The following is a 20643-nucleotide window of genomic DNA, read 5'->3' as shown; positions in this document are numbered from 1 at the left end:
AGACGGTTCAGACAACGATGTTCACGAGCTTCGGCGCGCGCACGATCACCTTGCGCACCGGCTTCCCGTCCATCGCCTTGACCACGTTCGGCTCGGCCAGGGCCGCGGCCTCGAGGTCGGCGTCGGAGATCGACGGCGGCACCTCGAGGCGCCCGCGCACCTTGCCCTGCACCTGGACCACGCACGTCACGGTGTCCTCGACCAGGTACTGCGGGTCGGCGACGGGGAACGGCTCGTGCGCCAGCGACTCGGCGTGGCCCAGCCGCTCCCACAGCTCCTCGGCCAGGTGCGGCGCGACGGGCGCGGTCATGAGCACCAGCGGCTCGATCGCCGCGCGCGGCACCGACTCCAGGCCGGTCAGGTGGTTGTTGAGCGTGATGAGCTTGGCGATCGCCGTGTTCGGGCGCATGCCCTCCATCTCGGCGGTCACGTCGGCGATGGTGCGGTGCACCGCGCGCAGCGTCTCGACGGACGGGGCGTCGTCCGACACCGTGACCTCGCCGGTCTCCTCGGACACGACGTTGCGCCACAGCCGCTGCAGGAACCGCTGCGAGCCGATGACGTCGCGCGTGTTCCACGGACGCGACAGGTCCAGCGGGCCCATCGACATCTCGTAGACGCGGAACGTGTCGGCGCCGTACGCCTCGTACATCTCGTCGGGCGTGACGACGTTCTTCAGGGACTTGCCCATCTTCCCGTACTCACGCGTGACGGGCTCGCCGTTCCAGGAGTACGCCGAGTGCCCGTCGGCAGCCGTCTCCTCGGTGACCTCGCCGGCCGGTACGGGGAACCCGCTGGCGTCGCGGAAGGCGTACGCCTGGATGTAGCCCTGGTTGAACAGCTTGCCGAACGGCTCGATCGAGGACACGAAGCCCAGGTCGTGCAGCACCTTGTGCCAGAACCGCGCGTACAGCAGGTGCAGCACCGCGTGCTCGACGCCGCCGACGTACAGGTCCACACCGCCCGCAGGGCCCGACGTCGGGTTGTGGCGCGGCCCCAGCCAGTACTCGTCGAGCTTGCGGTCGACGGCGTCGTGCGTGTCGGCCGGGTCCAGGTAGCGCAGGTAGTACCAGCACGACCCTGCCCAGTTGGGCATCGTGTTGGTGTCGCGGCGGTACTGCTGGGGCCCGTCGCCCAGGTCCAGGGTCACGTTGACCCAGTCGGCGTTGCGGCCCAGCGGGGCCTCGGGCGCGGAGTCGTTGTCCTCCGGGTCGAACGTGCGCGGCGCGTAGTCCGGCACGTCCGGCAGGTCGACGGGCAGCAGCGACTCGGGCAGCGCGATGGGGCGGTCCTGCTCGTCCCACACGATCGGGAACGGCTCGCCCCAGTACCGCTGGCGGCTGAACAGCCAGTCGCGCAGGCGGTACGTCGTCGTGCCTTCGCCGACGTTGTGCTCCTCCAGCCAGGCGATGGCCCGGGCCTTGGCGTCGGCGACGCCCAGGCCGTTGAGCACCAGGTCGCCGGCCGGGATGTCGCCGGCGTCGGGCGCCGGAGAGTTGATCGCGACGCCGTCGCCCGTCCAGGCGCCCTCGAAGCCCTCAGGCAGCCCGCCCTCCGGCGCGACTGTGTAGATCACCGGCAGGTCGAACGTCTGCGCGAACGCGAAGTCGCGCTCGTCGCCGCCCGGCACGGCCATGATCGCGCCGGTGCCGTAGCCCATGAGCACGTAGTCGGCGGTGAACACCGGGATCAGCATGCCGGTCAGCGGGTTGACGGCCACATGCCCCGTGAACACGCCGGTCTTCTTGCCGGCGTCCGCCTGGCGCTCGACGGCGGTCTTCGCCGCCGCCATCCTGCGGTACTCCGCGACGGCCTCGATGGGCGTCGCGTGCCCGCCCGTCCAGGTGCTCCGGGTGCCGTCGGGCCAGGCTGCGGGCACCTCGTCGAGCAGCGGGTGCTCCGGGGACACGACCATGAAGGTCGCACCGAACAGCGTGTCGGGGCGCGTGGTGAAGACCTCGACGGACCCCCCGGCGCCGGCCGCGTCGTAGTCGGACGTGCCGACGACGTCGAACCGCACGCTCGCGCCCGTGGACCGGCCGATCCAGTTGCGCTGCATCGACTTGACCTTCTCGGGCCAGTCGATCAGCGCGAGGTCGTCGGTCAGGCGGTCCGCGTAGGCGGTGATGCGCATCTTCCACTGGCGCAGCGCCTTGGTGAACACCGGGAAGTTGCCGCGCTCCGAGCGGCCGTCCGCGGTGACCTCCTCGTTCGCCAGCACGGTGCCCAGGCCGGGGGCCCAGTTGACGGGCGACTCGTCGACGTAGGCCAGGCGCTGGGCGTCGACGACGTCGCGCTGCTCGGCCGCGCTCAGGTCGCTCCAGGCGGTGCCGGCCGGGTAGCCGGGGACGGCGCGGGTGCCCGTCGCCAGCTCCTCGCGCAGCTCGGCGATGCGGCGCGCACGGCCGCGGCCGCCGTCGGGCCGGACGGCGTCGGCGTCGTACCAGGCGTCGAAGATCTGCAGGAAGATCCACTGCGTCCAGCGCACGTACTCGGGGTCGATCGTGGCGAACGAGCGGCGCGGGTCGTGCGCCAGGCCCATGCGGCGCAGCTGGCGCTTCATCGTGGCGATGTTCGCCTCGGTCGTGACGCGCGGGTGCTGGCCGGTCTGCACGGCGTACTGCTCGGCGGGCAGGCCGAACGCGTCGTAGCCCAGCGCGTGCAGCACGTTGTCGCCCTGCATGCGGCGGAAGCGGCCGACGACGTCGGTGGCGATGTACCCCAGCGGGTGACCCACGTGCAGGCCCGCGCCCGAGGGGTACGGGAACATGTCCATGATGAAGTACGGGTTGCCCGTCGCGGCGGCGCCGCCCGGGCCCTTGAGCTCACCCGTGGGGTTCGCGGCGTAGAACGTGCCGCGCTCCTCCCAGCGGTCCTGCCAGCGCACCTCGATGTCCTGCGCGAGCGCGGGCGTGTATCGGAAGGAGGGCTCGCGCGGGGCGTCGGGAACCGGGGTGGCCTGGGCGGCGTCGGACGTGCTCACGGCTCGCCATCCTAGTGCGGCACGCGGATCGGCTCCGGTCCTTTGTCCGGCGGCACGGCCCGCTGCCGCTCAAGTCGTCGCCTGAGATGCCGGGCCCGCCGCACGGTTCGACGGTTTGAGTGCGGTTCGTGGAATCCATCCCACGAACCGCACCCGGATCCACGAACCGAGCGGGCCGACGACGTCAGCGGCGGTCGAGCCAGTGCTCGGCCGCCGGGAGCAGCGCCTCGAGCTCCGCGAAGAGCGAGTCGGGCAGGTCCGCCGTCGCCGCGGCGACGTTCGGGGCGACGCGCACCGCCGACGACATCCCGATGACCGTCGTGGCGAACCGCGGGTCCCGCGTCGAGAACCGCACCGCGGCGACGTCGAGCGTCGTGCCGTACCGGCGGCACACCGTCCGCATCGCCTCGATCGCGTCGAGCACCGCGGTCGGCGCCGGCCCGTACCCGTACTTGCCCGGCACGCGCACCGGGTCGGTGAGCGCGCCACCGCCCAGCACGGCCGCGTTGATGAGCCCGGCACCGTCGGCCTCGGCACGGGCGAGCAGGTCGCCGGCGCTGCGGTCCGCGAGGGTCCACCGGTTGTGCACCAGCAGCAGCTCGAACACGCCCAGGTCCCAGTAGCGCGACGTGACGCGCGTGTCGCCGCCCGCCAGGCCGATGTGCCCCACCTCGCCACGCTCCCGCGCCGCCACGAGCTGCTCGACGGCGCCACCGGGCGCCGTCATGGCGTCGAAGTCGTGGAACTCCGGGTCGTGCAGGTGCACCACGGGCAGCGGCTGGATGCCCAGCCGCTCGCTGGACTCCGCCAGGGATCGGCGCACCCGCTCGCCCGAGTAGTCGGACCCGAACGGGTCGACCTTGGTGATGACGAGCGTGCGCTCGGGCAGGGTGCCGTAGGCCCGCAGCGCCTTGCCGATGCGCACCTCGCTGGCCCCGGCGCTGTATCCGTTGGAGGTGTCGATCGTCCGGATCCCGGCGTCGAGCGCGGCGCCCACCAGATCGATGGCGTCGCGCTCGGGCACGTCGTTGCCGAACAGGGCGGGCATGGACCCGAGCGGGCCTCCGCCGAGCGTCACGGACGTCACAAGGAGTCCGGTGGAGCCGAGCGGGGCGAGTGGCAGCGTCGTCACGGCGACGATGCTATGCGCTGCGCACGAAGCGCGACGCGCCCCCACGCTCACACCTGGAGTACGTGCAGCACCCGCTGCCGCCCGAACGCCAGCACCAGCCCCAGCCCGAGCGCGGTCAGCACGACGCCGGTCCACGCCGGCGCGAGGTACCCCCACCCCGCGGCGATGACGAGCCCACCAAAGAAGGCCCCGGAAGCGTTGCCCACGTTGAGCGCCGAGTGACACAGCGCCGCCCCGAGCGACTGCGCGTGCGGCGACAGGTCCATGAGCCGCGTCTGCATGGACAGCCCCAGCACCTGCGAGGTCACGCCCAGCAGGAACAGTGCCGCGATCGCGGGCACCACCCAGTGCCCGACGAGCGCGAACAGCAGCAGTGCCGCACCCGTGGCCACGAACCCGCCGATCATGGTCCCGAGCACGTTCCGGTCGGCCAGGCGCCCGCCGAGCAGCGTGCCCACCGTCATGCCGACGCCGAACACCGCGAGCACCCAAGGCACGTGCCGCGGGTCGAGCCCGGCGACCTTCGTCATGGTCGGCGCCACGTAGGAGTACACGGCGAACATCCCGCCGAACCCGACCGCCCCGCTGAGGAACCCGATCCACAGCGGCCCGTTGCGCAGCGACCGCACCTCCCGCGCCACGGAGGAGTCCACGGGCCCGTCGTGCGGCACGAAGGCCACCAGCCCGGCGAGGGTTGCCGCCCCGAGCACGCCGATGAGCAGGAACGCGATCCGCCACCCGAGCTGCTGCCCCACGAACGTCGACAGCGGCACGCCGACGACGTTGGCGACGGTCAGGCCGGTCATCATCATCGACACCGCGTGCCCGCGCTTGCCCGGCCCGGCCACCGCGGCACCGACCGCCGCCCCGACACCGAAGAACGCGCCGTGCGGGAGCCCGGCGAGGAACCGCCCGGCGACGAGCAGCCCGATGGTCGGCGCGGCCGCGGAGACGAGGTTCGCCAGCGCGTAGGCGCCCATGAGCACCAGGAGCAGCCGCTTCCGGCTCATCCGGGCGGCCGCGACGGTCAGCAGCGGGGCGCCGACGACGACGCCGAGCGCGTACGCGGTGATCGCCTGCCCGGCCACGGGGTCGCTCACCGAGAGGTCGGCACCGATCTGCGGCAGCAGGCCCATCGTGGCGAACTCGGTGGTGCCGATGGTGAAGCCGCCCAGGGAGAGCGCGAACAGGGCGGCACCGACGTACGGCCTCCGGGTCGTGGACAAGCGGACCGTCTGGGTCGTGGACAAGCGGGCCCTCCGGCCTGAGGTCTCGAATCGATTCGGGACCGCAGCCTACGCCCTCGTCACCCACACCCTCGAAGCCAGCCGCCCCTCGACCTCCGCAGCCGCCCGGCCGCCGTCGTGCGACCACGCGAGCGCGACGGCGTCCCGCCGCGGCAGCAGCGCGGTGACCGTCACGGCGACGTCGAGCGCGATCCCGAGCCCAGCCAGGAGCCGCAGGTCCCCGGCGTCGGCGTCGGAGATCCGGGCGACCACGCCGGACTCCCCGGCCGCGAGCTCCGCGAGCGGCACGGCGTCGGGCCGCACGACACGGCCGTCCGCGGCGGGGATCGGGTCGCCGTGCGGGTCCCGTGCCGGATGTCCGAGCAGCGCGTCGAGGCGCTCCACGAGGCGGTCCGAGACGGCGTGCTCGAGGTGCTCGGCCTCGTCGTGCACCTCGTCCCACGCGTAGCCGAGCTGCTGGACGAGCCACGTCTCCAGGAGCCGGTGGCGTCGCACCATGACGAGGGCGTACGCGCGCCCGCGCTCGGTGAGCCCGACGCCGCGGTACGGCTCGTGGGCCAGGAGCCCCTGCTCGGAGAGGCGCTGCACCGTCTCGGAAACGGTCGACGGCCCGACGCCGAGCCGGTCGGCGAGCTGCCCCGTGGAGACCTTGGTGCCCTCGGACGCCCACTCGAGCGCCGACCAGACGGCTTTGAGGTAGTCCTGGGCGACGGGGGTGAGTTCCGCGGGGTCCACTCCCGGAGCCTACGGCTGCGGAGTCGGGCTCGGCGTCGGGGTCGCGACCCCGTCGTGCGGAAGCCCCAGCCCCTCGACGACCGGCTCGGGCCGCGGCGGGACGGGCTGCCACGGGCTCACCTTGGCCGTCGCGTCGGGGAAGACCTCGACCAGCTTCCAGGCGGTGAACCGGTGCTCGACGGGGTCGAAGCGCAGCAGCGTCATCTCCGCGATCCCGTGCAGCGGCCCGACGGTCGGCTGGCCGGACTTGGCGCCGGCCGTCGACCCGTTGACGTACCGGATGCCCTGACCCTTCGCGAACGGGTCGTGCCGCTTGTGCGTGTGGCCCGAGACCTGGAACGGGACACAGCCGGACTCGAGCGGCCGGTCGCCGACGGCGGGCGTGTGGATGAGGAGCAGGTCCACGTCCCCGGCCTCGCACGCGGTCTCCGCCAGACGCTCGGAGACCTCGTTGGCCGTCTCGCCCCGCGACGACGTCCCGCCGCCGACCCGGGTCTCGTTGGGGTCGCGGTCGCCGAGGATGTGCACGCCGTCCAGCTCGATGACGCTCCCGTCGAGCACCTTGATGCCGTGGGACTTCTCGGCCGCGACGATGAGCGCCGAGTCGTGGTTCCCGTCCGAGACGGCCATCTCGACGCCCTTGGGCCGGGCCGTCGCGAACGAGTCGATGCACACCTTCTCGACGGCGGTGCCGTTCACGGTGGTGTCGCCGGCGTCGAGCATGACGTCGGCGTGACTGCGCTCGGCGATGTCGCGGATGAGCGGCGTCATGCTCATGTTGCAGTGCAGGTCAGAGACGACGAGCAACGTCACGGGGGCCGTCTCGGACGACTTCGCCCCGGCACCCGCACCTGCCGCCGCGGACGGTGACCCCGATGGCGTCCCGTCCGGCGACGGACTGGGAGTGCCGTCGTGGATGCCGGCCGTCCCCTGGGAGGCCGCGGCGGCAGCGAGCCGCGCGTCGATCGCCGCCTCCTTGTCCCATGCCGCCTGGAGGGAGGTCCGGGCGTCCGCGTAGAAGTCCTCGTTCTGCCGGTAGATGCCGACGAGCTGCGCGCCGTAGGTGTCGATGACGCCGGCGAGCCGGCCGGTGAGGCGCGCGCCCTCGAGCGCGGTCCCGGCGAACACCGGTGACGTGGGCGCCTCCTTCTCGGGCCTCTCGACGACGTCGGAGGTGATGCCACCGACGAGCACGAGCACCACCACGCCCGCGGTGATGCCCCAGGTGCGCGGCGCGACCACCGCCGTCAGCTCACGCCGCCGCGGCCCGCCCAGCAGGAACCAGACACCGGCCCCGACGAGCGTGACCGCCACGATGGCGATGACCGTGCGGCGCACCGCGTCCAGCACGAGAGCGTGGGTGACGGCCGCGATGGCGACCTGCGGGCTGCCGAAGAACTGCAGGTACGAGTGCAGGTCGCCGCTCAGCCCCGCGAGCGTCGTGGCCTGGCTGATCTCGGTGAGGTCCGCGGGGATCTCCTTGATCGTCACGTCGACGCCCAGCGGGCGGACCGGCGAGTCGATCTTGAGGGTGCCGAGCGGGCCGAAGTCCGCGGTGACCTCGCTGTCGGTGGTCACCTCGTAGCGCGCCTCGTGCGGGCCGAGGGACAGGTCTGCGGACGCCGTCGTGACGCCGAAGACCACGCACGCGAGAAATGCCCCCGTGCACACGAGGGTCCAGCGGACCCAGCGGGGCGGCGTGCGGCGAGACACGTTGTTCATCGCTCCCCACCTTCGCCGACCGGCAGGGTGGACGCCAACCGTGTGGTGGCGCGCTGTGCTCGGTCCTGGCGCGCAGGATGGTGCCGTGCGCAGATTCCGGCTCGAGTCGCGCTGGCACATCCCCGCCGACGTCGACGCCGTCTGGGACGAGCTCGCCGACCCGGCGTTCACGTGGCCGCGCTGGTGGCCGCACCTGGTCGCCGAGGAGGTGGCGTCCTCGGGCGGGCGGACCGCCGAGCGCTGGTCGCGCGTGCGGGTGCGCGTGCGCAGCCCGCTCGGCTGGTCGCTGCGGTTCGGGCTGGTGCTCGAGTCCAGGACCGAGCCGTCGCCGGGCCGGCCGGTGGTCCCGGGGCGGGCTCTGATGCGCGCGTCGGGCGACCTCGTGGGCACGGCCGACGTCCGTGTCATGGCCGTCCCGGGCGGGACTCTGGTGACGCTGACGTGGGTGGTCGCGCTCGCCCGCTCCGACGCCGTCGGCCGGCTGCTGCGCCTGCTGCCGCGCCGGGCGCTGACGGCCGCGCACGCGGCCGTCATGCGCTCTGGCGAGCGTGGCCTGGCGGCCTGGCTCAGCCGCTCTTCCGGCGAGTCTTCTTCGCTTCCTCCACGCTCTTCCTGAGGGCCTCCATGAGGTCGATGACCTCGGCGCCCTCGCCCTCGGCCGCCTCGCCGAAGGTCTCGGCGCTGCTGACCGCCTCGCCCTTCTCGATCTTGGCCTCGATGAGCTTGCGCAGCTGGGCCTGGTACTCGTCCTCGAACTGGTCGGGGGCGAAGTCGGCCTCGAAGCTCGTGACGAGCTGCTGCGACATCGCCAGCTCCTTGCTGGAGACCTTGACCGTCTCCTCCAGCGACGGGAACTCGGCCTCGCGCACCTCGTCCGACCACAGCAAGGTCTGCAGCACCAGCACGTCGCCGCGCACGCGGAGCGCGGCGAGGCGTGTGCGCTGCCGCAGCGCGAACTTCACGACGGCGATGCGGTCGGACTCCTCGAGGGTGCGGCGCAGCAGCACGTACGCCTTGGTCGACTTCGAGTCGGGCTCCAGGTAGTAGGTGCGGTCGAGCATGATCGGGTCGATCTGGTCCGACGGCACGAACTCCACGACCTCGATCTCGCGGTCACGCTCGGCGGGCAGGTCGGCGAGGTCGTCCTTCGTGAGCACGACGGTGTGCTCGCCGTCGTCGTACGCCTTGTCGATGTGCTCGTACGGCACCGTCTTGCCGTCGATCTCGCACACGCGCTGGTAACGGATGCGCCCGCCGTCGGCGTCGTGCACCTGGTGCAGGGGCACGTCGTGGTCCTCGGTCGCGCTGTACAGCTTGATGGGGACGTTCACGAGACCGAACGTCACCGCGCCCTTCCAGATGGCCCGCATCCGTCCATGGTCACCCGGGCCGCGAACCCGCGCTCGGGCAGCGCTACTTGCCTCCGAACGGCTGGTAGGCCGCGTCCGTGACGTCGACCGTGCGCATGAACGCCTCGAGCATCTCCTCCGGGCGCAGCCGCGTGTCGTTGTGGACGACCAGGTCGGGGTCGACGGCGATGGCCTTGACCTCGTCGTGGATGCGCTCCATCGAGCTGTCGAGCGACCATGCGACGTCGGCAGCGAGCTTGAGCGAGTCGGTCAGGTGCCGGGGGACCGCCTGGCCGTACTTGTAGTAGATCTTGTGCTCGAGGCTCGCCCAGAAGTCCATCGCGATGGTGCGCAGCTGGATCTCGACGATCACGTCCTCGACCCGGTCGGACAGGTACACCGGGATCCGCACGATGAGGTGCAGCGACTTGTAGCCGTTCGCCTTCGGGTGCGCGATGTAGTCGCGCTCCTCGACGACGGTGAGGTCGTTCTGGGCCACCAGCATGTCGCGGACGCGGTAGATGTCGGAGACGAAGCTGCAGGTCACGCGTACCCCCGCGACGTCGAACATCTCGCCGCGGATGCCCGCGAGCGTGAGCGGGATGTTCTTGCGCTGCGCCTTGGCGAGGATCGACTCGAACGACTTCAGGCGCGAGCCCGCGTGCTCGATCGGGTTGTAGTCGTGGATGTGCCGGAACTCGTCGCGCAGGATCGAGATCTTGGTCATGACCTCGTCGATGCCGAACTTGTAGCTGAGCATCATGCGGCGCAGGTCATGCATGAGCCGGCGCACCTGGGCCGGCTCGACGGACCAGGCAGGTGGCAGGGCGACCGGATGTGTCACGCCTTCACCGTAGGCCGCCGCTCTGGAAAGAGCGCGTGCGACTCCCTGTGAGGTGCGTCCCGAGCGGCCGCTCGGCGAGCATGGGGCCTGTGGAGCATTTCCCGGTGGGACGACGTCGCACCCGGCTGGCACGGCGGCACCTCCTCGCGGCCGGCACGGCGACGAGCGTCGAGCAGGTCAACCGGGCGCTCGTGTGCCTGCACGCCACCGACCCGGCGACCGTCTACCTGTCGGCGTGTGCGCGCCTGCCCGGCTTCACGACGGACCAGCTCGACCGGGCGCTCTACGTCGAGCGCACCCTCGTGAAGCATCTGGCCATGCGCCGCACCCTATTTTTGGTCGACCGCGAGGACCTGCCCGACGTCCAGGCGGCCGCGAGCGACCGGGTCGCCGGGGCCGAGGCCCGCAAGATGATCAGGATGGTCGAGGCCGACGGGATCGCCGCCGACGGCGCCGCATGGCTTCGCCGGGCGGAGGCGGCGGTGCTCGCGGCGCTGGCCGACGGCCGGCAGGCCGCGTCGACCGAGCTCAAGGCCGAGCTGCCGATCCTCCAGGGCACGGTGCGCTACGGCGCCGGCCGCTGGTCCGCGGACCTGGCGATCGCACCCCGGGTCCTCACCATCCTGTCGGCCCAGGGCCGCGTCGTCCGCGCGACCAACCGTGGCGACTGGGCGACCTCCCGCCCGCGCTGGGCCACCGCGGAGTCCTGGCTCGGGTCGCCCGTGCCGGCGGCCGAGCCTGCGCTCGCGCACCGGCGGATGGTCGAGCGCTGGCTGCGCCGGTTCGGCCCGGGCACCGCCGACGACCTGCGCTGGTGGCTGGGATCGACGGTCACCGCCGTCCGGCGCTCGCTGGCCGACCTCGGCGCGGTCGAGGTCGGCATGGACGGGCGCACCGGCTACGTCCTGCCCGACGACGTCGAGAGCCCCGATGACGCGCCGCCCGAGCCGTGGGTCGCGCTGCTCCCCGCCCTCGACCCGAGCCCGATGGGCTGGACGGACCGCGACTGGTATGTCGGCGAGCACGGACGGCTCGTCTACGACAGCGCCGGCAACGCCGGGCCGACGGTCTGGTCCGACGGACGGATCGTCGGCGGATGGTGGCAGGACCCGGAGGGCGCCGTCGTCGTCAGGCTGCTGGACGACGTCGGCCGGGAGGCCGCGGTCGCGATCGACGCCGTCGCGGAGCGGCTCACGGCCTGGCTCGACGGACGGGTGGTGCTCCCCCGGTTCCCGTCGCCGCTGGCCAGGCTCGCGGCCGGCTGACCGGCCCCGGCTGCGGGTCCGGCCGGAGCGCACGACGATGGCACGGTGGCCGCCCCGCAGACCGTGACCGTCGACGGGCACCGGATCCAGCTCACCAACCTGGACAAGGTGCTCTACCCCGCCACGGGCACCACCAAGGGCGAGGTGCTCGACTACCTCGCCCGGATCGCGCCCGTGCTCGTCCCGCACGCGCGCCATCGCCCGGCGACGCGCAAGCGCTGGCCGAACGGCGTCGACGGGCAGGTGTTCTTCCAGAAGAACGCCGAGTCCTCCACGCCGTCGTGGGTGCGCACCCGCCGCATCCAGCACAAGAGCTCGACGAACGACTACGTGCTGGTCGACGACCTCGCCACGCTGACCTGGCTGGGCCAGACGGCGACGCTCGAGATCCACGTGCCGCAGTGGCAGTTCGGCCGCACGGGCGCGCACCTGCCGCCGGACCGCCTGGTGCTCGACCTCGACCCCGGCGAGGGTGCGGGACTGCCCGAGTGCGCGGAGGTCGCGCGGCTCGCCCGGGCGATCCTCCAGGGCATGGGCCTGGACCCGCTCCCCGTCACGAGCGGCTCCAAGGGCATCCACCTGTACGCCGCGCTCGACGCCGACACCGACGAAGGCAAGCCCGCCACCGCGGACCAGATCTCCACGGTCGCGCACGAGCTCGCGCTCTACCTCGAGGCCGAGCACCCCGACCTCGTGGTCAGCGACATGAAGAAGTCGCTGCGTGGCGGCAAGGTGCTGGTCGACTGGTCGCAGAACAACGGCAACAAGACCACGATCGCGCCCTACTCCCTCCGTGGCCGCGAGCACCCCATGGTCGCTGCCCCGCGCACGTGGGACGAGCTCGAGGACCCAGACCTGCGGCACCTCGGCTTCCAGGAGGTGCTGGAGCGCGTCGACCGTGACGGCGACCTGCTCGAAGGCCTCGCGGCCGGGCACCTGTCGCAGCTCGAGCCCACGCCGGCCCACCTGGCCCGGCTCGAGCGCCTGCAGACGTACAACGCCAAGCGCGACCCGGCCAAGACCCCAGAGCCTTTCGACGCCGGTTCCCCGGCGGCCGAGACCACCGCCGCCCCCACCTTCGTGATCCAGGAGCACCACGCCCGCCGCCTGCACTGGGACTTCCGCCTGGAGCACGAGGGCGTGCTGGTCAGCTGGGCGCTGCCCAAGGGCGAGCCCACCGACCCGAGCCAGAACCACCTCGCGGTGCAGACCGAGGACCACCCCATGGCGTACGGCGCCTTCGAGGGCACCATCCCCCCGGGCGAGTACGGCGGCGGCGAGGTGACCATCTGGGACGAGGGCACCTACGAGGAGGAGAAGTGGCGCGACGGCAAGGAGGTCATCGTCACCCTCCGCAGCGAGCGCCGCGGCTCGCGCCGCCTGGCGCTCATCCGCACGGGCCGCGGGGACGACGAGAACTCCTGGCTGATCCACCGCACCAAGGCGCAGCCCGACGACGCCGCCGCCTCCGCCGCGGACGCCCCGGCCGCCGAGGGCACCGCCGACGCGACGGAGGCGGAGGCGGCGGAGGCGGCGGCAACGGAGCCGGCGGAGGCCCCGGGCGTCACCGTGTCCCTGACCCCGATGCTGGCCTCGGCCGCGGACCCGGCCGAGATCCGCGCCCTGGAGGCCGACGGCCAGGCAGCGGACCACGAGTGGGCCTTCGAGATGAAATGGGACGGCTACCGGGCGCTCGCGGTTGTCGAACCGGGGCCGGACGGCACCCCGACGGCCCGCCTGCTGTCCCGCAAGGGCCAGGACCTGACGCGCACCTACCCGGAGCTGAGCCCCCTCGCGGCCCAGGTGCGCGGCGACCTTCCCGTCGTCCTGGACGCCGAGGTCGTCGCCCTCGACGGCAGCGGCCGACCTGACTTTCGCCGGCTTCAGCAGCACGCCGGCCCGGTGGACCTCATGGTGTTCGACATCCTCCAGGCCGGGGCCCGGTCGCTGCTGCACGCGCCCTACGACGAGCGCCGGGCCGCGCTCGAGGACGTGCTGGACGCGCAGCGCCCCATGCACGTCCCCCCGGCGTTCGACGGCGACCTCGACGCCGCGCTCGCCACGTCGCGGCGGCTCCGGCTCGAGGGCGTCATGGCCAAGCGCCGCGAGTCCACCTACCAGCCCGGCCGGCGCTCCCGGCAGTGGCTCAAGCTCAAGCACACGCGCGCCCAGGAGGTCGTCGTCGTCGGCTGGCGGCCGCTGCATGCGGGCGAGCAGCGCGAGGACCCTCGGTATGCGGGCGCGCTGCTGCTGGCGGTGCCCGTGGCCTCGACCGGGTCGAGCGACGGAGGGCTGCGCTACGCGGGCAAGGTCGGCACCGGCTTCACCGACGCCGAGCGCAAGGACATCGCCGCGCGTCTCACGGCACTCGAGCGCAAGACACCCCCGCTCGACGGCGTCCCCCGCCTCGACGCCGCCCACGCCCGCTGGGCCACGCCGAGCCTCGTGGGCGAGGTCGAGTACGCCGAGTGGACCGCCGACCCGACCGACGACCCCGACGCGCGCCTCCGCGCTGCGCGCTGGAAGGGCTGGCGGCCGGACAAGGATCCTGGCGACGTCAACATCGAGACGTGAGCACGCCGGCCCGCCCGCCCTTGACCGGCGCTCTCCCGACGCCGGCAGGATGACGCGCCTCGCCGCGGCCGTCCGCGCCGCGCTCGTCGTCGCGACGCTCGGCTTCCTCCTGCTGGGCGGCTGCACGCGCGCCCCGGCCGTGGATCCCTCGCCGAGCCCGTCGCCCACCGCGGCCGCACCGGGCACGCCCGTGCTCGCGCCGGACGGGACGTGGCGGGTCGTCCTCGCCGCCGGCCCCGTGAGCCTCCAGGTCGCTGCTGCTGCGGCACGGCTCGACGACGGTTCCTCCCCCGTCGAGGCGACGCCCGAGTCCGACGGCGTCGCCGCCCTGACCGTCGACCCGGACGGGCTGTCGCGCGACGTCCCGGTCGTGCTCACGCTCGACCCGCCCGGCAGCCTCGAGGCCGCGGGGGACGGCGGCGTGAGCGTGCTAGACGCCGCGGGCACCGTCGTCGGCGGCATCCCCGCACCGGGAGCCGATGTGACTCTCGCGGTGACCGACGCGACCCACGCCGCACTCACGGTCCCGGAGCCGGCCGACGCCGCGGCGAGAGCGACGCCGGTCGCGCTCACCCTCGGCACGCACGGCCTCGTCTCGGCCACGTGGGGCGACCGCGAGGGCGGCCGCTCCCTCGCCGTCGATCCCACGCGGTGGGCGCGCCGGTCGGGTGCCGCGGGCTGGGCGCTGGTCTGGGCCGAGGTGGTCGCCGCCCACCCCGACGCCGGCACCGCCGGCATGCACGACCAGCTGGTGTGCCACGGGATCGGCGCGCCGGACAAGGCGACGTGGAACCTCGAGCCGTGGCGCCCCGACGTCGGGCTGGCCGCGGTGCTGGCCGCCCGCTGCAACCCGACGTGAGGCGCCACGCCCGACGTCACCCGGCCAGCTGCGCCACCTCCTGGTTCGTCAGCGCACGGTCGAACAGACGCACGTCGTCGACGGCGCCGTGCAGGAAGTCGACCGGGTTGTGCTCCCACTGCGCGCGCCCCACGGTGACCGTGCCGGTGGTGGCGGGCGTGTCGAACGTCGTCCCCTGGGCGACGCGCACGCCGTCCAGGTAGAGCGCGATGGTGCCCGCCTGGGCGTCCCGGACGCCGGTGACGTGGTGCCACTCGCCGGCGTTCGTCGGCGTGGGCGCGATGGCCCGCGGCCCGCCCGGGTAGCTGAACGCCCACCCGTTCGCGACCCCGCTGTACTGCAGGAAGAACGCGCTCTGGCCGTCCATGCCGTCGGCGCCGAGCGCGGTCGCGTACCCGCCGCTGCCCGGCTTGGCGTCGAGGCGCACCCATGCCGCCACGGAGTAGCTGCCGGTCGTGTCGAGCGACGGCACGGATGCCGTCGCGTGGTCGTCGACGCCGTCGGTGAGCAGGGCCTGACCGTCGTGGCCCGCACCGAGCGTGGCGCCGCCGCGCAGCGTCGCCCCGCTCGCGCCGACGCCGTCGGGGCTCACGCCGCCGTCGGCGGTGTCGAAGGCCCAGGACGCGATGCCGCCGAGGCCCGGCGTCCCGGGCGGCACCGGCTGACCCGACCCGGCCGCGATGACCGCCTCGTTCGCCCTGCGCACTGCGGCGGCATCCATCTTGAGCACACGCCGGTCGTAGGTCCAGAACCCGTTGACCTCGCCCTCGACGTCGGTGAGCTGCGTGTAGATCGAGCCCGAGAGCTTCTGGCGGGCCAGGCCCACCAGGTGCGCGGTATTTCCCACGTAGGCGTCCGTGAGGGCCTGCGACGTCGCGACCTCGCCGTACGGGTTGACGGACCCGCCGGGCCACACGTGACCGAGCACGCTCAGCGAGAAGCCGCCGTGCTCACCGTCGATCGCGGCGCGGGTGGCGTCGGGCGTCGGCGAGGCGGGGCCGGTGTACTGGTGCCAGTCGATGATGTCTCCGGCACCGGCGTCGCCGAGCGACTGGCAGCAGTTCTGGCCGCTGTGGGTGTTGACCAGGCGGCTCGGGTCGAGCGCCTTCACCTCCTGCGCGACCCGGCGGGTGGCCGCGAGGTCCCACTCGCTCCAGCCCTCGTTGAACGGGATCCACCCGATGATCGACGTCACCGAGCGGTGCTGCTCGACCATCGCCTGCAGCTCGTCCTCCCACTCGTCCGTCACCGCCGGGGCGGTCGCCTGGGCGTTGCGGCTGGTGAACGCGGACGGCATGTCCTGCCACACCAGCATGCCGATCTGGTCGGCGTGGTAGTACCAGCGGGCGGGCTCCACCTTGATGTGCTTGCGGATGGTGTTGAAGCCCAGGTCCTTGGTCTGCTGGATGTCCCACGCCAGCGCCTCGTCCGTCGGGGCCGTGTAGATGCCGTCGGGCCAGAAGCCCTGGTCGAGCGTGGAGAGCAGGAACGTCCGCTCGCCGCTGAGGACGATGCGGTTGGCGCCGCCGATCTGCTTCACGCCGATCGAGCGCACGCCGGCGTACGAGCTGATCGCGTCGAGCGAGCCCTTGTCGGACACCTTGACGTCGAGGTCATAGAGGTACGGGTCGTCGGGCGACCAGCGGTGCGCGCGGTCGATCGTCAGGGTGAGCGGCGCCTCGGGACGGCCGTTGGCGTGAGCGACCTCCTCGCCGCCCTTGTCGAGCACCGTGACGGTGACGCGCGTGTCGGCCGAGGCCCCGGCGGTGTGCGCCACGACCTGCAGGGCGTCGGCGCCCGCGCCCGCCGCGCCGCGGTCGCCCGCGACGTCGCCCAGCACGGGCGTGATGTCGAGCGCCGTGGCGTGCGCACGGGCCACCGGCTCGAGCCACACCGTCTGCCAGATGCCCGACGAGGCGGTGTAGAAGATGCCGCCCGGCGAGCTCGACTGCTTGCCCTTCGGGGTCAGGCCTGTCGTGTCGCTGACCCGTACCACCAGGTCGTTGGCGCCCGGCTTCAGCGCCGAGGTGATGTCTGCCGAGAACGCGTCGTAGCCGCCCAGGTGCCGGGTCACGACGGTTCCGTTGACGATCACGGTGGCGTCGAAGTCGACCGCGCCGAAGTTGAGCATCAGCCGCTGCTTCCCGGTGCCTTCGCCGATGTGCCATGCGGCGGGGACGGTGAACGTGCGGTGGTACGCGACGTGGTCCTCGTGCCGGCCGATGCCGGACAACCTCGACTCGATCGGGAACGGCACCAGCACGTCCTCGGCGTCGGACCACGCGCTCGGCAGCGCGCTGTCCGCGGCGTCGAGGGCAACGAGGTCCCACGTGCCGTCGAGGTTCTGCCAGTCCCGGCGCTCGAGCTGCGGGCGCGGGTACTCGGGCAGCGGCGTCGCGCCCACCTTGTCGGCCCACGGCGTCGTGAGCACGTACGTCGAGGCGTTGCTCGCCCCGACGGCGAACGCGTCCACGGCCTGCCCGTCGACGGCGAGGTCGCCCGCGCCGTCGTACACGACGAAGAGCTGGCTGCCCTGGAGGGCCTGGGCGCCGAGCGTCACGGCGAGCGTGGCGCCGGACGCCGCGACGGCGGCGAGCGGGTACGCCGTCCCGTCGACGAGGACACGCAGGTGGCCGGCGAGGCCCGCCGCGGTGCCGGTGGCGGCTCCGCCGAACGTCAGCGTGAGGTCGTCCCCGGACGCGCCGAGCGCCCCGGTGACGTCGGGCAGCGTGAACCCGTCCGGCGGCGTGAACGCCGACGCCGGCACGGCCTGCTTGGCCACGCCCGCGTCCGCGGAGGCCCAGCGTACGTGCGCGTTGGCGCCGCCGTTGTGCTGGAAGATCTCGAACCGGAACGGCACCGGCTGTCCCGCCTCGAGGTGCACGGGCGCGGCCGTCTGCTCGGTGTCCCAGCGGTCCACCCAGAAGTCGATGTCGGGCGCCTGCTCGTCGCCCACCCACAGGCGGAACCCGTTGTCCCCGATGACCGAGAACGTGTAGTCGCCCGTCGCAGGCGCGGTGACGAATCCGGTGAACCGCGCGCCCACGTCGTCGGTCCGGCCGGCAAGCGCGCGGTAGGACGCGAGCATGTCGCCCAGGTCGAGGTCGTCCTGGACGGTGGTGAACGTGAGGTTCTGCTCGTGCAGGGCCCAGCCGTCGGAGCCGGACGCGGTGAACCAGTCGGCGCGCAGGCCGTGGTCCGGGGTGGACCCGGCAGCGGCGGACGCGGGGACCGTGACCCCGACCATCGCCGCAGCCGCGAGGACCGCCGCGGACACCAGTCCCATCGCCGTTCGTCGTCGTGATGGTGCAGACATTCGTACCCCTCCTCGTCGAGTGGTGGAACGTGCAGCCGCGACCGGGCCTCGTCGTCGAGACGCCCGAAGTGTGACGAAAAGTCGCATCGCCGCGGCGACCACAGGGTCGCACGGGTCCGGCCGCGGCGCCGTCCGAGAGCCCGCCCTACGCTGGCCATATGACGCCGTTCGCGCCGCACGTCTATGCCGACCGCCGCCGCCGCGCCGCCGAGCAGGCCGCGCGCGCCGGGCTCGACGGGATCCTCGTCACGCCCGGACCGGACATGACCTACTTCCTGGGCTACACCTCGGACACTGCCGCCGAACGCCTCACCCTGCTGGTGGTCCCGGCCGCGGGCACCGTTTCCGAGAGCGCTCCCGACGGCATCACCGAGGCACTCGCCGTCGTGCCGCGCCTGGAGGCGCACGACCTCGAGCGGAACGCCGTCGGGCCGGTCGAGGTGCTCGCGTGGTCCGACGGCGACGACGAGCACGCGGCCGCCGGCCGCCAGATGCGCGCGGGCGGGCGGTACGCCATCAGCGACTCGGCGTGGGCTCTGCACGTGCTCGCGCTCCAGCGCTCACTGCCCGGCACCTCGTACGAGCCGTTCACGCTCGCGCTGCCCATGCTGCGCGCGGTCAAGTCGTCGGAGGAGATCGCACGCCTGGCCGCCGCGGGCGCGGGCGCCGACGCCGTCTTCGCCGAGATCGTCCAGCGCCCGTTCGCGGGCCGTCGCGAGTCCGACGTCGCCGCAGAGCTCGACGCCCTGCTGCGCGAGCACGGCCACGAGCAGGTGGACTTCACGCTGGTGTGCGCGGGCGCCAACGGCGCCGACCCGCACCACGACGCCGGCCCGACCCTGATCCACGAGGGCGACCTGGTGGTGCTCGACTTCGGCGGCCTCGCCGACGGCTACGGCTCCGACACCACGCGCACCGTCCACGTCGGCGAACCGACGGTCGAGGAGCGCGAGGTGCACGACGTCGTCCGCGCGGCCCAGCAGGCCGGCTTCGAGGCCGTGCGCCCGGGCGCGGCCTGCCAGGACGTCGACCGCGCCGCCCGACGCGTGATCGACGACGCCGGGTACGGCGAGCACTTCATCCACCGCACCGGCCACGGCATCGGGCTCACCACGCACGAGCCGCCGTACATGGTCGAGGGCGAGGGACTGCCGATCGAGGCGGGCATGTGCTTCTCGGTCGAGCCCGGCATCTACCTACCCGGCCGGTTCGGCGTGCGGATCGAGGACATCGTCGTGGCGTTCCCGGAGGACGCCCCGCAGGGCGCGCGCCGCCTCAACGAGTCGCCCCGGGAGCTGGTCGTCGTCGGCTGATCATCAGGCCGGCGTCTCCGCCGGGACCGCCTCGACGCCGTCGACCTCCGGCGTCACCCGCCGCCCCAGCGCCGCCAGGACGCCCAGCATCGCCAGCGACCCCGCCACCACGACGACGATGAAGCCCCCGCTCAGGTCATGCTCGAGCAAAAGCCCTGCGACCACCGGCCCGGCGATGGTCCCGGCTTGGAACGCGCCCGAGTTCAGCGCGTTGTACCGCCCGCGCAGGTGGTCCGGCGCCATGTCGTTGGTGATGGCCGGCATCGCGGACTGCAGCATGGTCTCGCCGAACCCGAAGAGCGCGTGGAACGCCAGCACCCCGACGACGGCGGCCGCGGTCCCGGGCACGAGCCCGGTCGCGCCGAGCACCACCCACGAGAGGGCCCAGGTGAGGGCCATGACCATGAGCACGCGCGTGCGCCGGTGCCCGCGCGCCCGGTTCATCACCCAGAACTGCGTGCAGACGATCACCACCGTGTTCACCACGAAGGCGAAGCCGACCACGCGTGTCGACACCTGCGACGCCTGCCGGGCGAACGCCGGGAAGCCGCCCTCCATCTGCCCGTACCCGACGAACGAGGCGAGCAGCGCGAGCAGCGTGAGCCACGCGACCTCGGGCCGCCGCAGGATCGTCAGGTAGCCCGGGGCCGGAGCGCCGTCGTCGTGCGCCGGGCGCGGCGCACGGCCGTGCAGGTGCCGCAGCGGGCCGAGCAGCACGAACAACGGCGGCACGAACGTCGCGGCGTTGACCAGGAACGCAACGACGAACGTACCCGGCCGCTCGACGTCGACCAGGAGCCCGCCGAACACCCCGCCCACCCCGATGCCGAGGTTGAGCAGCGCGAAGTTGACGCCGTAGTAGCGCTGCCGCAGGTCGCCGGTGACGACGGACGCGACGAGAGCGTTGATGGCCGGCCACGCCACCCCGAGCTGGATCCCGAACAGGCACAGCGCCACCGCCGCGACCCACGGCGCCGTGGCGAACGCCAGCAGCCCGAGCCCCGCCATCGCCGCGACCAGCCCGGCCACGACCACGATGCGCGCTCCGAACCTGTCCACGAGAACGCCGGCCGGCCCGGTGACGGCGAACCCGACCACGGCGATGAGGCCCATGAGCGTGCCCGCGAGGCCGAGCGAGAAGCCGCGCACCTCGTGCAGGTAGATGATCGTGAACGGCAGCGTGAGCCCGCGCCCGAAGAACTGGACGACGACGGTGGACAGGAGCCACCGCCCGTCGCGCGGCAGCTCGGACCAGAACGTGGCGGCGCCCGAGCGGGCGAGGTGGGCGGGCATGGATCGATCCT

At 73.2% G+C, this 20643-nt stretch carries 14 protein-coding genes; 5 read left to right on the top strand and 9 right to left on the bottom strand.

Annotated features, from left to right (window positions below; genetic code table 11):
• Positions 1-7: 7 nt before the first annotated feature.
• From leuS to ACO4JP_RS06755, 5 genes are all read right to left on the bottom strand, one after another.
• Complete coding sequence (gene leuS, locus ACO4JP_RS06775; RefSeq protein ID WP_425956615.1) at positions 8-2983, bottom strand: leucine--tRNA ligase; 2976 nt, start codon at positions 2981-2983, stop codon at positions 8-10.
• Between the two features lie 184 nt (positions 2984-3167).
• Complete coding sequence (locus ACO4JP_RS06770; protein ID WP_425956614.1) at positions 3168-4115, bottom strand: aldo/keto reductase; 948 nt, start codon at positions 4113-4115, stop codon at positions 3168-3170.
• 47 nt (positions 4116-4162) lie between these two features.
• Positions 4163-5365, bottom strand: a complete 1203-nt coding sequence (locus ACO4JP_RS06765) for an MFS transporter (protein ID WP_425956613.1) — start codon at positions 5363-5365, stop codon at positions 4163-4165.
• A gap of 45 nt (positions 5366-5410) precedes the next feature.
• On the bottom strand, positions 5411-6097 hold the full coding sequence (locus ACO4JP_RS06760) for a metal-dependent transcriptional regulator (protein ID WP_425956612.1): 687 nt from the start codon (positions 6095-6097) through the stop codon (positions 5411-5413).
• A gap of 9 nt (positions 6098-6106) precedes the next feature.
• Complete coding sequence (locus ACO4JP_RS06755; RefSeq protein ID WP_425956611.1) at positions 6107-7819, bottom strand: metallophosphoesterase family protein; 1713 nt, start codon at positions 7817-7819, stop codon at positions 6107-6109.
• A gap of 85 nt (positions 7820-7904) precedes the next feature.
• Between ACO4JP_RS06755 and ACO4JP_RS06750 the strand changes: the two genes are divergently transcribed.
• Positions 7905-8435, top strand: a complete 531-nt coding sequence (locus ACO4JP_RS06750; RefSeq protein WP_425956610.1) for an SRPBCC family protein — start codon at positions 7905-7907, stop codon at positions 8433-8435.
• On the opposite strand, the gene ACO4JP_RS06745 is transcribed toward ACO4JP_RS06750, so the two are convergent.
• Together ACO4JP_RS06745 and ACO4JP_RS06740 are read right to left on the bottom strand one after the other, a co-directional pair.
• The gene (locus ACO4JP_RS06745) at positions 8386-9189 is read right to left on the bottom strand and encodes a Ku protein (protein WP_425956609.1); all 804 of its coding nucleotides are present in this window, start codon (positions 9187-9189) and stop codon (positions 8386-8388) included. The genes ACO4JP_RS06750 and ACO4JP_RS06745 overlap by 50 nt on opposite strands.
• 43 nt (positions 9190-9232) lie before the next feature.
• A complete protein-coding gene (locus tag ACO4JP_RS06740; RefSeq protein ID WP_425956608.1) occupies positions 9233-10012 on the bottom strand; it encodes a GTP pyrophosphokinase in 780 nt (259 codons plus the stop codon).
• Positions 10013-10116: 104 nt separating this feature from the next.
• Here ACO4JP_RS06740 and ACO4JP_RS06735 point away from each other — a divergent pair, with 104 nt between their 5' ends.
• Genes ACO4JP_RS06735 through ACO4JP_RS06725 form a run of 3 tightly spaced genes read left to right on the top strand, consistent with a single transcriptional unit; the run spans position 10117 to position 14710 of the window.
• A complete protein-coding gene (locus tag ACO4JP_RS06735) occupies positions 10117-11277 on the top strand; it encodes a winged helix DNA-binding domain-containing protein (RefSeq protein WP_425956607.1) in 1161 nt (386 codons plus the stop codon).
• Between the two features lie 45 nt (positions 11278-11322).
• The gene (locus tag ACO4JP_RS06730) at positions 11323-13851 is read left to right on the top strand and encodes an ATP-dependent DNA ligase (RefSeq protein ID WP_425956606.1); all 2529 of its coding nucleotides are present in this window, start codon (positions 11323-11325) and stop codon (positions 13849-13851) included.
• A gap of 49 nt (positions 13852-13900) precedes the next feature.
• Positions 13901-14710, top strand: coding sequence for a DUF2599 domain-containing protein (locus ACO4JP_RS06725; protein ID WP_425956605.1), 810 nt, complete (start codon positions 13901-13903; stop codon positions 14708-14710).
• A 16-nt stretch (positions 14711-14726) separates the two neighbouring features.
• Here the strand turns inward: ACO4JP_RS06725 and ACO4JP_RS06720 are convergent, their stop codons facing one another.
• Complete coding sequence (locus tag ACO4JP_RS06720) at positions 14727-17996, bottom strand: LamG-like jellyroll fold domain-containing protein (protein WP_425956604.1); 3270 nt, start codon at positions 17994-17996, stop codon at positions 14727-14729.
• A 188-nt stretch (positions 17997-18184) separates the two neighbouring features.
• On the opposite strand from ACO4JP_RS06720, the gene ACO4JP_RS06715 reads away from it, so the two are divergent.
• Positions 18185-19339, top strand: coding sequence for a M24 family metallopeptidase (locus ACO4JP_RS06715; protein ID WP_425956603.1), 1155 nt, complete (start codon positions 18185-18187; stop codon positions 19337-19339).
• A 3-nt stretch (positions 19340-19342) separates the two neighbouring features.
• Here ACO4JP_RS06715 and ACO4JP_RS06710 read toward each other — a convergent pair whose 3' ends face one another.
• Positions 19343-20632 (bottom strand): MFS transporter, encoded by a 1290-nt coding sequence (locus tag ACO4JP_RS06710; protein WP_425956602.1) that lies wholly within the window; start codon positions 20630-20632, stop codon positions 19343-19345.
• Between the last annotated feature and the right edge of the window lie 11 nt (positions 20633-20643).

Origin of the sequence: Xylanimonas sp. McL0601 (assembly GCF_049852175.1) — a bacterium.
Lineage (GTDB): Bacteria > Actinomycetota > Actinomycetes > Actinomycetales > Cellulomonadaceae > Xylanimonas.
The sequence above is the reverse complement of the archived record's forward strand: the minus strand, read 5'-3'. Positions and strand labels throughout refer to the sequence as shown.